Below are 11,440 nucleotides of genomic sequence, written 5' to 3' on the forward strand. Positions count from 1 at the left end.
CCCATGGCTAAGACCAGTGCCATCGAGAAGAACAAGCGTCGCACCAAGCTGGTGAAGCAGTTCGCCAACAAGCGTGCCCGCCTGAAGGCCATCGCTTCCGACCGTTCCCTCCCGCCGGAAGAGCAGTTCGCCGCCCGCCTCAAGCTGGCTGAGCTGCCGCGCAACTCGTCGAAGGTGCGCATCCGCAACCGCTGCGAAATGACCGGCCGTCCGCGGGCGTTCTATCGCAAGTTCAAGCTGTCCCGCGTCACCCTCCGTGAACTGGCCTCGACCGGCCAGATCCCGGGGATGGTGAAGTCGAGCTGGTAAGGAGGGTCGGAAAATGTCTTTGAGCGATCCGCTCGGCGATATGCTGACCCGCATCCGCAACGGTCAGCACGCCCGCATGTCTGTTGTGCAGAGCCCGGCGTCGAAGCTGCGCAGCAACGTGCTTGAGGTTCTCAAGCGCGAGGGTTACATCCGCGGCTACTCCGAGGAGGAGCTGCGCCCCGGCATCAAGAACCTGAAGATCGAGCTGAAGTATCACGAAGGCGAGCCTGTGATTAAGCAGATCGCCCGCGTGTCGAAGCCCGGCCGCCGCGTTTATTCGAAGATCACCGATCTGCCCCGCGTCTTCAACGGCCTCGGCATCGCGATCCTCTCCACGCCGCGCGGCGTGATGTCGGACAATGAGGCCCGCGCCGCCAACGTCGGCGGTGAAGTCCTCTGCCGCGTGTTCTAAGGGGGACCCTTCGATGTCGCGCATTGGAAAGCATCCCGTGCCGGTTCCGGCTGGTGTTGACGTTTCCGTCAACGGCCAGCAGGTGTCGGCCAAGGGCAAGCTGGGTTCGCTCAGCCTGACCCTCATCGACGACATCACGGCCAAGCTGGAAGACGGCAAGGTCGTGGTCGCCCCGGCGAACGACAGCAAGCGCGCCCGCGTCATGTGGGCAACCTCGCGCACCCTGATCAACAACATGGTCACGGGCGTCAACCAGGGCTTCACCATCAACCTCGAGATCAACGGCGTCGGTTACCGTGCCGCCGTGCAGGGCAAGGAGCTGGTCATGCAGCTCGGCTACTCGCACGACGTCAAGTACCCGATCCCGGAGGGCATCACCATCAAGTGTGACAAGCCCACCGCGATCTCGGTGTCGGGCTTCGACAAGCAGAAGGTCGGTCAAGTCGCCGCGGAGATCCGCGGTTGGAAGAAGCCGGAGCCCTATAAGGGCAAGGGCATCAAGTACGAGACCGAGACGCTCATCCGCAAGGAAGGCAAGAAGAAGTAAGGTCCGCCATGCTCAAGCCAAAGCAACTCCACGAGCGCCGCAAGCAGCGCGTGCGCGCGCAGATTGCCAAGAAGGCCGGCGGGCGGGCTCGCCTCTCGGTTTTCCGGTCCAATCTGCACATCTACGCCCAGATCATCGACGACGAGAACGGCCGCACGGTCGCCTCGGCGTCGTCCGTGGAAAAAGAGCTGCGCGAGCAGCTCAAGCACGGTGGGAACGTCGAAGCCGCCCAGAAGATCGGTGCGCTCATCGCCGAGCGCGCCAAGGCGGCGGGCGTCACCGAGGTCGTGTTCGACCGTGGTGGCTACATTTACCACGGCCGGGTCAAGGCCCTGGCTGACGCCGCCCGCGAGGGCGGGCTGTCGTTCTAAGGAGGCTCCGAAATGGCACGTGAAAGAGGCGAGCGGAGCGACCGTGATCGGCAGCCGCGCGATCGCGACCGGGAAGAGAGCGAGCTGATCGAAAAGCTCGTCGGCATCAACCGCGTCGCCAAGGTTGTGAAGGGTGGCCGTCGCTTCGGCTTCGCCGCCCTGGTGGTTGTCGGTGACGGCAAGGGCCGCGTCGGCGTCGGATCGGGCAAGGCCCGTGAGGTGCCGGAGGCGATCCGCAAGGCGACCGACCAGGCGAAGCGCGGCATGATCCGCGTTCCGCTCCGCGAAGGCCGCACGCTGCACCACGACTCCAACGGTCACTTCGGTGCCGGCAAGGTCGTGCTGCGCACCGCTCCGGCCGGTACCGGCATCATCGCCGGCGGTCCGATGCGCGCGATCTTCGAGGCCCTGGGTGTGCAGGATGTGGTGACGAAGTCCATCGGCACCTCCAACCCGCACAACATGATCAAGGCGACCTTCGACGCGCTGTCGCAGGTTTCCAGCCCGCGCAGCGTCGCCGCCCGCCGCGGCCGTCGCGTGAGCGACATCCTCGGCAAGCGTGAAACCGGCGCCGCCGGTGCGCAGGAGGCTTGATCATGGCCGAGAAGAAGACCGTCATCGTCACCCAGACCGGCAGCCCGATCGGTCGTAAGCACGACCAGCGCGAGACGCTGGTCGGTCTGGGTCTCAACAAGCTGCACCGGACCCGCGAGCTGGAGGACACTCCGGCCGTGCGGGGCATGATCGCCAAGGTCGCGCACCTGGTCCGCGTCGAGAACGAGGGCTGAACCCATGACGAAGCTGAACGATCTCCGGGACAACCCCGGTGCCCGTAAGGAGCGCATGCGCGTCGGCCGCGGTATCGGTTCGGGCAAGGGCAAGACCGGCGGCCGTGGCGTCAAGGGTCAGACCTCGCGCACCGGCGTGGCCATCAACGGCTTTGAAGGCGGCCAGATGCCCCTTCACCGCCGCCTTCCGAAGCGCGGTTTCCGCAACATCTTCGCGAAGGAATACTCGGTCGTGAACCTGGGCCTGGTCCAGAAGTTCATCGACGCCGGCAAGCTCGACGCCAGCCAGACCATCGATGCGGTGGCTCTGGAAGCGGCGGGCGTCACCGGCAAGGTGAAGAAGGACGGCATCCGTCTGCTGGGCAAGGGCGCCCTGACGACGAAGGCCAGCTTCACCGTGGCCGGCGCCTCCAAGTCGGCTGTGGAAGCGGTCGAGAAGGCGGGTGGCAGCGTCACGCTGACCGCGTCCGCCGCCGAAGCCGCCGAGTGATCGGAAGCCCGCGCTTGCGCGCGGGCACCTTCCGGCACTAAATGAAGCGAAGTTGCGAGGGGCGGCCTGCATCCTGCAGGACCGCCCCGTTCGTGCATTAGGGACAGGGATACGACCCATGGCATCAGCGGCCGAGCAGCTTGCCGCGAACATTAATTTCGGGGCCTTCTCCAAGGCGACCGAGCTGAAGAAGCGGATCTGGTTCACCCTTGGTGCCTTGATCATCTACCGCCTGGGCACCTACATCCCGATTCCGGGCGTCAACCCGCAGATCCTGGCCGATATTTTCCGGCAGCAGGGCGGGGGCATCCTGGGCATGTTCGACATGCTGGCCGGCGGCGCGCTGCACCGCATGACGATCTTCGCGCTCAACATCATGCCGTACATTTCGGCCTCCATCATCGTGCAGCTTCTGACCGCGGTGTCGCCGCAGATGGAAGCGCTGAAGAAGGAGGGCGAGTCGGGCCGCAAGAAGCTGAACCAGTACACCCGCTACGGCACGGTGCTGCTGGCGACCGTGCAGGCCTGGGGCCTTGCGGTCGGGCTTGAGGCGATGACCGGCGCATCCGGAGCCGCGGTTCCCGAGCCGGGGCTGTTCTTCAAGATCGCCACGGTCATCACGCTGGTCGGTGGAACGATGTTCCTGATGTGGCTGGGCGAACAGATCACCGCCCGCGGCATCGGCAACGGCATCTCCCTCATCATCTTCGCCGGCATCGTCGCCGAGCTGCCGCGCGCTCTGGTCAGCACGCTGGAGCTGGGCCGCACCGGCGCGCTGTCCACGCTGTTCATCGTCTTCCTGCTGCTGATGGCGGTGGGCGTCGTGTTCTTCATCGTGTTCATGGAGCGCGCGCAGCGCCGTCTGCTGATCCAGTACCCGAAGCGGCAGATGGGCAACCGCGTGTTCGGCGGCGAAGCGTCGCACCTGCCGCTGAAGCTGAACACCGCGGGCGTCATTCCGCCGATCTTCGCGTCGTCGCTGCTTCTGCTGCCGCTGACCGCGGTCGGCTTCGCCGGCGGCGAGGGTCCGGAGTGGCTGCAGACCGTCACGCGCTATCTGGCGCACGGCACGCCGCTCTACATGATCCTGTATTCGGCGCTGATCATCTTCTTTTGCTTCTTCTACACGGCCATCGTCTTCAACCCCGCGGACACGGCCGAGAACCTGCGTAAGTATGGCGGCTTCATTCCCGGCATCCGTCCGGGCAAGAACACCGCGGACTACATCGACTATGTGCTGACCCGTCTGACGGTGATCGGCTCCGCCTACCTTGTGGCGGTTTGTCTCCTCCCCGAAATCCTGATTTCCCAGCATTCGGTTCCGTTCTATTTTGGCGGCACCAGCCTGCTGATCGTGGTCACGGTGACGATGGACACGGTCGCGCAGATTCATTCCCATCTGCTGGCCCACCAGTATGAGGGGCTGATTAAAAAAGCGAAGCTTCGGGGGAGAAAGTAATGAATCTCATTCTGCTCGGACCGCCGGGCGCCGGGAAGGGGACCCAGGCGCGGCGTCTCGAAGACACACGCGGACTCGTCCAGCTTTCCACGGGCGACATGCTCCGCGCGATGGTCGCCGAGGGCGGTCCGCTGGGGCAGCAGGCGAAGGACATCATGTCCGCCGGCAAATTGATGCCGGACGCGCTGATGGTCGAAATCATCGCTGAGCGCATTTCCAAGCCGGATGTCGCCAATGGCTTCATCCTCGACGGTTTCCCGCGCACGGTCGCCCAGGCCGAAGCGTTGGACAGCATGCTGTCGGAGAAGGGTCTCAAGCTCGATCATGTCATCGAGATGAAGGTCGTCGACGACATCCTGGTGGAGCGCATCACCGGCCGTTACACCTGCGCCAAGTGCGGCAAGGGCTATCACGACGTCTTCGAAAAGCCGAAGGTCGAGGGCGTCTGCGACGTCTGCGGCAGCACGGAGTTCAAGCGTCGGGCCGACGACAACGCCGATACGGTGAAGACCCGTCTCGCCCAGTATCACGAGCAGACCGCGCCGATCCTTCCCTACTATCAGAGCCGCGGTGTTCTGAAGACGGTGGACGGCATGGCCGAGATCGACGACGTGACCAAGCAGATCGAGGGCATCCTGGCCGCCTGACCGGGATCGTCACGGTTCGCTGAACAGAAAAAGCCGCGGGGTTCTAAGAACCCCGCGGCTTTTTTCATGCGCCGATGATGGAGCGGGGAGGGCGGTCCTCCCCGGTTGCCTTGGCTCTATGGGTTGGCGTCGGTGTCGGGGCGGGACAGGTCTTCCGCCTTCCGGCTCAGGTCGTTGTAGCGGTCGAGCACCCAGCCGAGGTGATCGGTGGCCGCCGCCGCGGCGGCATCGGCGTCGCGGCGCCGGATGGCGTCATAGATGGCGCGGTGATGGTCGATCATCAGCGCCTCGCGGCCCAGCGCGAAGGGCTCGGTGTGATGGTACTCCATCATCTGGCCGAGGATGTCGCGGATGGTCGCCAGCAGATGCAGGTAGACCGGGCTTCCCGCCGCCTGGGCGACGGCGAGGTGGAAGTCCATGTCGTCGGCCGCCTGCTTGCCGTCGCGGCCCGTCTCGCCCATTGCGGCGAGGACCCGCCCGATGTGGTCGATCTGTTCCTGGGTCGCGCGTTCGGTGGCGCGCCGGGCCGCCCAGCTTTCCAGAGCCTGCCGGATTTCCACGAGATCGCAGAGGTTGGCGTGCTTCACCCGGACCATTTCGGTCAGGGCACCGTCCATGGCCCCGGCGGAGGACACCACCCGGGTGCCGCCGCCCTGCACGGCGGTCAGGAAGCCCTGGGTCTTCAGCTTCTGCAGGGCCGCGCGCACCGACACCCGGCTGACATGGAGCTGCTCGGCCAGCTGGCGTTCACCGGGCAGGCGCTCACCCGGAACGAGTTCGCCGCGGGCGATCCGTTCGAGGATCCGCTCCGCCACCCATTCGGAAATGCGCTGGGAGGAGGCCGGTACGTGGTGGGGTTCTTCGGTGTCGGACACGGTGGCATGCCCTTTCATCAGCAATCGGTCATAGGTCGTACCCGAGTCGGGCAAATCACGTCAACTCGCATCCGGACGGCGGCGTATGGTGCGCGTCGCCCGTGGCGCTTTATCGGCTCCCGCGGCGCGCCACCAGGATTCCGGCCAGCACGATGGTCCCGCCGACAGCCTGGAACGCCCCGAGCGGCTCGGCGAGCAGCGCCCAGGCCAGCACCGCCGCCGCCGCCGGCTGGAGCAGCAGGCTGACGGAGGAGAAGGCGGCGGGCAGATGGGCCAGCGCGTAGGCGATCAGGCTCTGGCCGCCGGCGTGGCTGACCAGGGCGAGCCCGAGAAGCACGCCCCAGCCGCCGAGCGAGCCGGCGATCAGGCTTTCGCCCGACAGCAGGGCGATGGGCAGCAGGGCGAGGCCGGTGACCACGCCGCTCCAGGTCATGATGGTGGCGGTGGAGAACTCCGACCGCAGGCGGCCGACCATCAGGAAGTAGCCGCTGTAGAACACCGCGGTCAGCAGCCCCAGTGCGTCGCCGAACAGATGGTCCGGGCTCAACTGCAGGCTCTGCCCCATCAGCACGATGGCCCCGCACAGGGCCAGCCCAAGGCCGGTGAGGAAGGTGCGGCTGAACCGCTCCTTGAACACCAGCCAGGACACCAGCGTCACGAAGATCGGCGCGAAATTGGCGAGCAGCGTGGAGTTGGCGACGGAGGTGTAGCGGATCGACCAGTGCCAGATGGCGAGGTCGCCCGCGAAGAACAGTCCCGCGGCGGTCAGCCGGGCGTAGTCGCTGAGCGACGAGGGCTTGCGGGACCGCACGCCGCCCTTCGGCTCCATGGCCATCCAGACCCACAGGGCCGGGATGGCGAAGGCCAGGCGCCAGAAGGCGGTGGCGCTCGGCCCCAGTTCGGAGAGGCGGACGAAGATGGGGGCGAAGGCGATTCCCAGCGCCCCGGTCAAGAGGGCGATCAGTGCGATCCGTTGCGCGGCGTCAGCGCGCGCGGCGGGGGCGAGGGTGCTGGCGTCCGGCATGGCGTCCGTTATAACGGACGCAACCTGCGCGCGCCACGTCCCCCCGCCGCATGGCTCATCTGCGGAAGGCCCGGATTGTGGGACATTGCCTTTGTCTCGGGATCATCCACCGGTCCGGGCCGTTGCCATCGGACCAGCCGGCGGGAACTTCCGCCGCGACCGAGACCCTGCAATACTGTGCCATCATGACGCAGCGATTCCCCAGCAAGCCCGCCGAACATCCCCGACCGGTGACCCTGCCGTCGCCGCCCCGCGCCGCGCCGGCCGCGCCGCTGCTGGGGCCTGACGATCCGCCGCCGGTCACCGTCCTGCGCCCGGAGTCGGACAGTCCCGTTCTGCTGCTGTGCGACCACGCCTCGCGGGCCATTCCGAAGGCGCTGGGGACGCTGGGGCTGGACGAGGCGAATCTGTGCCGGCACATCGCCTACGACATCGGCGCTGCGGAGGTGACACGGCGGCTGTCGGCGCGGTTCGGCGCGACGGCGGTGCTGTCCGGCTATTCCCGGCTGGTGATCGACCCGAACCGCGCGCTGGACGATCCCACGGCGATTCCGGTGGTCAGCGACGACGTGGTGATCCCCGGCAACCGGGCCTTGGACCGGACGGAGGAGGAGCGCCGGGTCGAGGCCATCTTCCGGCCCTATCACGAGGCCGTCGCCGCCGAGGTCGCCCGGCGGCGGGAGCGCGGGCAGGTGCCGGTGCTGCTGTCGATCCACAGCTTCACGCCCGCGATGCGCGGAGTCGCCCGGCCCTGGCACGTCGGCATCCTGTGGGACCACGACCCGCGCATCCCCATTCCGATGATCGAGCGTCTGCGCGCCGAAGGGCGCTGGTGCGTCGGCGACAACGAGCCCTATTCGGGCCGGACCACGCTGGGCGGCACGGTGGAAAGCCACGCCACCCCCGCCGGTCTGCCCAACGTCCTGGTCGAGGTGCGTCAGGACCTGATCGCCACGCCGGAAGGGGCGGAGCTGTGGGCGACGGTGCTGGGCGATGCGCTGGAGCCGATCCTGGCCGACCCCGATCTCTACCAGATCAAACTGTTCCCGCGGGAGTGAGCGTTCATGGAGCCGGCCTTCACGCTGGGGCTTGAGGAAGAGTATCTGCTGGTGGACCGCAACTCGCGGGACATCGCGCGCAACCCGCCGGACGAGATGCTGGCGGCCTGCCAGGAGCAGGCGCCGGGCCAGATCCATCCGGAATTCCTGCGCTGCCAGATCGAGGTCGGCACGCCGGTCTGTTCCGATCTGAAAGAGGCGCGGGCGGAGCTGGCGCGGTTGCGCGCCACGGTGGCCGGGGTGGCGCGCGCGCACAATCTGGCGCCCATCGCCGCCTCCACCCATCCCTTCGCCGCGTGGGAGCCGCAGAAGCACACCAACCGCGACCGCTACAACATGCTGGCCCGCGACCTGGGCGCTCCGGCGCGGCGTCTGATGATCTGCGGCATGCACGTCCATGTCGGGATCGAGGACGACGATCTCCGGATCGACCTGATGAATCAGGTCCGCTATTTCCTGCCGCATCTGCTGGCGCTGTCGACCTCCTCGCCCTTCTGGCGGGGGCAGGACATGCAGCGGAAATCCTACCGGCTGGCGGTGTGGAACGAGTTGCCGCGCACCGGCATGCCCGACAGCTTCCAGAGCTTCGGCGAGTACCAGCAGCAGGTAAATGTGCTGGTCAACGCCGGCATCATCGAGGACGCGAGCAAGCTGTGGTGGGACATCCGCCCGTCCCAGCGCTTCCCGACTCTGGAGATGCGGATCACCGACGTCTGCACCCGCCTGGACGACGCGGTGACGGTGGCGGCGCTGTTCCGCTGCCTGCTGCGGATGCTGTGGCGGCTGCGGCTGCGGAACGTGACGTGGCGGCCCTACAAGAACCTGCTGATCGGCGAGAATCGCTGGCGCGCCCAGCGCTACGGCCTGGACGAGGGGCTGGTCGATTTCGGGCGCGGCACCATCGTTCCCTACGCCGACCTGATGGAGGAGCTGATCGAGCTGACCCGCGAGGACGCGGAGCGGTTCGACTGCGTGGCGGAGGTCGCCAACGCCCGCGACATCATCCGCCGCGGCACCAGCGCCCACCGACAGGTGGCCATCTACCGCGAGGCGCTGGAGCAGGGCGCCACCGGCTGGGAGGCCCTGGCCCAGGTGGTCGATTGGCTGGCCGAGGAGACGATGGTCGGGGTGGAGTGAATTGCTTCGAAATCCGGGGCAACTTTCGGAAACCCACTACTTGACCTTTGCGTCATCCAGCCATACCCTCCCCGCAAATCAGCTCACCGAGTTGAGCAGGGCAGGCAAAAAAACGAAGCAGCAGGGGCCGCTCGCACCACGGGCGGCCCTTACCTTTTTCAGGGGGAAGGGAATGGCCGACGCCAAGTTCCTCAAGTTCGACACGCTGAGCCTGCACGCTGGCCAGAGGCCCGACCCGGCCACCGGGGCGCGGGCGGTGCCGATCTACCAGTCCACGTCCTACGTCTTCGACGACACCGACCACGCCGCCTCGCTGTTCAACCTGGAACGGCCGGGGCACATCTATTCCCGCATCTCCAACCCCACGGTGGCGGTGCTGGAGGAGCGGCTGGCGGCTCTGGACGGTGGCGTCGGCGCGGTCTGCACGGCCAGCGGCCAGGCGGCGCTGACGCTCGCCATCATGACGCTGATGGACGCCGGCGGGCACATCGTCGCCTCCTCCTCGATCTACGGCGGCAGCCGCAACCTGCTGGCCTACACCCTGCCGCGATTCGGCATCACCACGACCTTCGTGAATCCGCGCGACCTCGACGGCTTCCGCGCGGCCATCCGGCCGGAGACCCGGCTGCTGTTCGGCGAGGTGCTGGGCAATCCGGGACTGGAGGTGCTCGACATCCCCAGCCTGTCGGCCATCGCCCATGGGGCCGGCCTGCCGCTGATGGTCGATGCGACCTTCGTCACGCCCTATCTGTGCAAGCCGCTGAGCGTCGGCGCCGATCTGGTCATGCATTCCTGCACCAAGTGGCTGGCCGGGCACGGCGTCGCCATCGGCGGGGTGGTGATCGACGGCGGCACCTTCGACTGGGAGGCGTCCGGCAAGTTCCCGACCCTGACCGAGCCCTACGCCGGCTATCACGGCATCGACTTCGCGGAGGAGTACGGGCCGGCGGCCTTCGTCATGCGCGCCCGCGCCGAGGGGCTGCGCGACTTCGGCGCCTGCATGAGCCCGATGAACGCCTTCCAGATCCTCCAGGGCGTGGAAACCCTGCCGCTGCGCATGAAGGGCCACATCCACAACACCCGCAAGGTCCTGGGCTTCCTCGAATCGGAGGCTTACGCGGAGAACGGCAGCGTCGCCTGGGTCACCCATCCGGAACTGCCCGACCATCCCGACCACCGGCTGCGCGCCCAACTCCTGCCGCACGGCGCCGGGTCCATCATCTCCTTCGGGATCAAGGGCGGGCGGGAGGCCGGGCGGCGCTTCATCGAGAAGCTGGCGCTGTTCTCCCACCTCGCCAACGTCGGCGACGCCAAGTCGCTGGTCATCCACCCCGCCAGCACCACCCACGCCCAGCTCGACGCCGAGGCGCTCGCCGCCGCCGGGGTGGGGGAGGACATGATCCGCCTGTCCATCGGGCTGGAGGATTGCGACGACCTGATCGACGATCTGCGCCAGGCGCTGCGCGCCGCGACGAAGGCGTGAGGAGGCTGCCATGGACCTGACCGTCAACGGCCAGAGCGTTTACGCCCACACCGGCGGGCGGCCCTTCGACCCGCTGCTCCCGGCGATCGTGCTGATCCACGGCGCCGGCATGGACCACACGGTGTGGAGCCTGCAAAGCCGCTACCTCGCCCATCACGGTCGGTCGGTCCTGGCGGTGGATCTGCCGGGCCATGGCCGCTCCGCCGGGGCGCCGCTTCCCTCCATCGAAGAGTTGGCGGATTGGATCGTGGCGCTGCTGGACGCGGCGGGCGTGGCGAAGGCCGCGCTCGCCGGCCATTCCATGGGAGCCCTGGTGGCCCTGGAAACCGCGGCGCGGCATGGCGACCGCGTCGAATCGCTGGCCCTGCTGGGGGTGGCGGAAACGATGCCGGTCCATCCCGACCTGCTGGCCGCCGCGGCGCTGAACGACCCGTCCGCCATCGAGCTGGTCATCGGCTGGGGGCATGGCCCGCGCGGGCATGTCGGCGGTGCGGCGGCGCCCGGATTGTCGCTGGTTCCCGGCGGGCGCCGGCTGATGCAGCGGGCGCGGCCCGGCGTGCTCGGCGTCGATCTGGGGGCTTGCAACGCCTACGTCCGGGGCGGCGAGGCCGCGGCGGCGGTGTCCTGCCCGGCGCTGTTCCTGCTGGGCGGAGTCGACCGCATGACACCGGCGAAATCGGGCAAGATGCTTGCCGCCAAAGTCAGTGGTTCCGAAGTTATTCAGCTTTCCGGCATAGGCCATATGGTTATGACGGAAGCACCAAACGCAACCACAGATGCTTTTGCGACTCGGTTTTCTGCGCGCTAGGCCTGCTGTTTCTTCGTTGATTACAGCGCCAT

General features: G+C 67.3%; 15 protein-coding genes. 13 read left to right on the plus strand and 2 right to left on the minus strand.

All coding sequences use genetic code 11. From position 1 onward, the window contains the following. Positions 1-3 precede the first annotated feature (3 nt). From rpsN to TSH58p_RS15395, 9 genes are all read left to right on the plus strand, one after another. On the plus strand, positions 4-309 hold the full coding sequence (gene rpsN / locus TSH58p_RS15355; protein ID WP_038526805.1) for a 30S ribosomal protein S14: 306 nt from the start codon (positions 4-6) through the stop codon (positions 307-309). A 13-nt stretch (positions 310-322) separates the two neighbouring features. Then, positions 323-721: a 30S ribosomal protein S8 gene (gene rpsH, locus TSH58p_RS15360; RefSeq protein WP_035675041.1), complete on the plus strand. Its 399-nt coding sequence runs from the start codon at positions 323-325 to the stop codon at positions 719-721. A gap of 13 nt (positions 722-734) precedes the next feature. Next, positions 735-1,268, plus strand: a complete 534-nt coding sequence (rplF, locus tag TSH58p_RS15365) for a 50S ribosomal protein L6 (protein WP_014241025.1) — start codon at positions 735-737, stop codon at positions 1,266-1,268. Positions 1,269-1,276: 8 nt separating this feature from the next. Then, positions 1,277-1,639 (plus strand): 50S ribosomal protein L18, encoded by a 363-nt coding sequence (gene rplR, locus TSH58p_RS15370; RefSeq protein WP_014241024.1) that lies wholly within the window; start codon positions 1,277-1,279, stop codon positions 1,637-1,639. A gap of 12 nt (positions 1,640-1,651) precedes the next feature. Further along, positions 1,652-2,233: a 30S ribosomal protein S5 gene (gene rpsE / locus TSH58p_RS15375; RefSeq protein ID WP_035675037.1), complete on the plus strand. Its 582-nt coding sequence runs from the start codon at positions 1,652-1,654 to the stop codon at positions 2,231-2,233. A gap of 2 nt (positions 2,234-2,235) precedes the next feature. Next, a complete protein-coding gene (gene rpmD, locus TSH58p_RS15380) occupies positions 2,236-2,427 on the plus strand; it encodes a 50S ribosomal protein L30 (RefSeq protein WP_014241022.1) in 192 nt (63 codons plus the stop codon). Between the two features lie 4 nt (positions 2,428-2,431). After that, a complete protein-coding gene (gene rplO / locus TSH58p_RS15385; RefSeq protein WP_014241021.1) occupies positions 2,432-2,917 on the plus strand; it encodes a 50S ribosomal protein L15 in 486 nt (161 codons plus the stop codon). A gap of 118 nt (positions 2,918-3,035) precedes the next feature. Beyond that, positions 3,036-4,376 (plus strand): preprotein translocase subunit SecY, encoded by a 1,341-nt coding sequence (gene secY / locus TSH58p_RS15390; protein ID WP_109070627.1) that lies wholly within the window; start codon positions 3,036-3,038, stop codon positions 4,374-4,376. After that, the gene (locus TSH58p_RS15395) at positions 4,376-5,023 is read left to right on the plus strand and encodes an adenylate kinase (RefSeq protein WP_109070626.1); all 648 of its coding nucleotides are present in this window, start codon (positions 4,376-4,378) and stop codon (positions 5,021-5,023) included. Before secY ends, TSH58p_RS15395 begins: the two co-directional genes overlap by 1 nt. A gap of 116 nt (positions 5,024-5,139) precedes the next feature. Here the strand turns inward: TSH58p_RS15395 and TSH58p_RS15400 are convergent, their stop codons facing one another. Then, complete coding sequence (locus tag TSH58p_RS15400; RefSeq protein ID WP_247874090.1) at positions 5,140-5,898, minus strand: FadR/GntR family transcriptional regulator; 759 nt, start codon at positions 5,896-5,898, stop codon at positions 5,140-5,142. A 109-nt stretch (positions 5,899-6,007) separates the two neighbouring features. Next, positions 6,008-6,922, minus strand: a complete 915-nt coding sequence (locus TSH58p_RS15405; RefSeq protein ID WP_109070624.1) for a DMT family transporter — start codon at positions 6,920-6,922, stop codon at positions 6,008-6,010. A 185-nt stretch (positions 6,923-7,107) separates the two neighbouring features. Here TSH58p_RS15405 and TSH58p_RS15410 point away from each other — a divergent pair, with 185 nt between their 5' ends. The 4 genes from TSH58p_RS15410 to TSH58p_RS15425 all read left to right on the plus strand — a co-directional run bounded on the left by TSH58p_RS15410 (position 7,108) and on the right by TSH58p_RS15425 (position 11,408). Continuing rightward, a complete protein-coding gene (locus TSH58p_RS15410) occupies positions 7,108-7,980 on the plus strand; it encodes an N-formylglutamate amidohydrolase (protein ID WP_109070623.1) in 873 nt (290 codons plus the stop codon). Between the two features lie 6 nt (positions 7,981-7,986). After that, a complete protein-coding gene (locus tag TSH58p_RS15415; protein WP_109070622.1) occupies positions 7,987-9,117 on the plus strand; it encodes a carboxylate-amine ligase in 1,131 nt (376 codons plus the stop codon). Positions 9,118-9,289: 172 nt separating this feature from the next. Continuing rightward, positions 9,290-10,600, plus strand: coding sequence for an O-acetylhomoserine aminocarboxypropyltransferase (locus TSH58p_RS15420; RefSeq protein WP_109070621.1), 1,311 nt, complete (start codon positions 9,290-9,292; stop codon positions 10,598-10,600). Between the two features lie 10 nt (positions 10,601-10,610). Further along, positions 10,611-11,408 carry an alpha/beta fold hydrolase gene (locus TSH58p_RS15425; protein WP_109070620.1) on the plus strand — a complete coding sequence of 266 codons (798 nt, stop codon included), beginning with the start codon at positions 10,611-10,613 and terminating at the stop codon, positions 11,406-11,408. The last annotated feature ends 32 nt before the right edge of the window (positions 11,409-11,440 follow it).

This window comes from Azospirillum sp. TSH58 (genome assembly GCF_003119115.1).
Lineage (GTDB): Bacteria > Pseudomonadota > Alphaproteobacteria > Azospirillales > Azospirillaceae > Azospirillum.

Excerpts from the sequence above, each read along its gene's own strand:
- rpmD (WP_014241022.1), top strand. The coding sequence starts at position 2,236 with ATGGCCGAGAAGAAGACCGTCATCGTCACCCAGACCGGCAGCCCGATC.
- TSH58p_RS15425 (WP_109070620.1), top strand. The coding sequence starts at position 10,611 with ATGGACCTGACCGTCAACGGCCAGAGCGTTTACGCCCACACCGGCGGG.
- rplO (WP_014241021.1), top strand. The coding sequence starts at position 2,432 with ATGACGAAGCTGAACGATCTCCGGGACAACCCCGGTGCCCGTAAGGAG.
- rpsE (WP_035675037.1), top strand. The coding sequence starts at position 1,652 with ATGGCACGTGAAAGAGGCGAGCGGAGCGACCGTGATCGGCAGCCGCGC.
- TSH58p_RS15410 (WP_109070623.1), top strand. The coding sequence starts at position 7,108 with ATGACGCAGCGATTCCCCAGCAAGCCCGCCGAACATCCCCGACCGGTG.
- TSH58p_RS15415 (WP_109070622.1), top strand. The coding sequence starts at position 7,987 with ATGGAGCCGGCCTTCACGCTGGGGCTTGAGGAAGAGTATCTGCTGGTG.
- rplF (WP_014241025.1), top strand. The coding sequence starts at position 735 with ATGTCGCGCATTGGAAAGCATCCCGTGCCGGTTCCGGCTGGTGTTGAC.
- rplR (WP_014241024.1), top strand. The coding sequence starts at position 1,277 with ATGCTCAAGCCAAAGCAACTCCACGAGCGCCGCAAGCAGCGCGTGCGC.
- rpsH (WP_035675041.1), top strand. The coding sequence starts at position 323 with ATGTCTTTGAGCGATCCGCTCGGCGATATGCTGACCCGCATCCGCAAC.
- TSH58p_RS15420 (WP_109070621.1), top strand. The coding sequence starts at position 9,290 with ATGGCCGACGCCAAGTTCCTCAAGTTCGACACGCTGAGCCTGCACGCT.
- TSH58p_RS15395 (WP_109070626.1), top strand. The coding sequence starts at position 4,376 with ATGAATCTCATTCTGCTCGGACCGCCGGGCGCCGGGAAGGGGACCCAG.
- TSH58p_RS15405 (WP_109070624.1), bottom strand. The coding sequence starts at position 6,922 with ATGCCGGACGCCAGCACCCTCGCCCCCGCCGCGCGCGCTGACGCCGCG.
- rpsN (WP_038526805.1), top strand. The coding sequence starts at position 4 with ATGGCTAAGACCAGTGCCATCGAGAAGAACAAGCGTCGCACCAAGCTG.
- secY (WP_109070627.1), top strand. The coding sequence starts at position 3,036 with ATGGCATCAGCGGCCGAGCAGCTTGCCGCGAACATTAATTTCGGGGCC.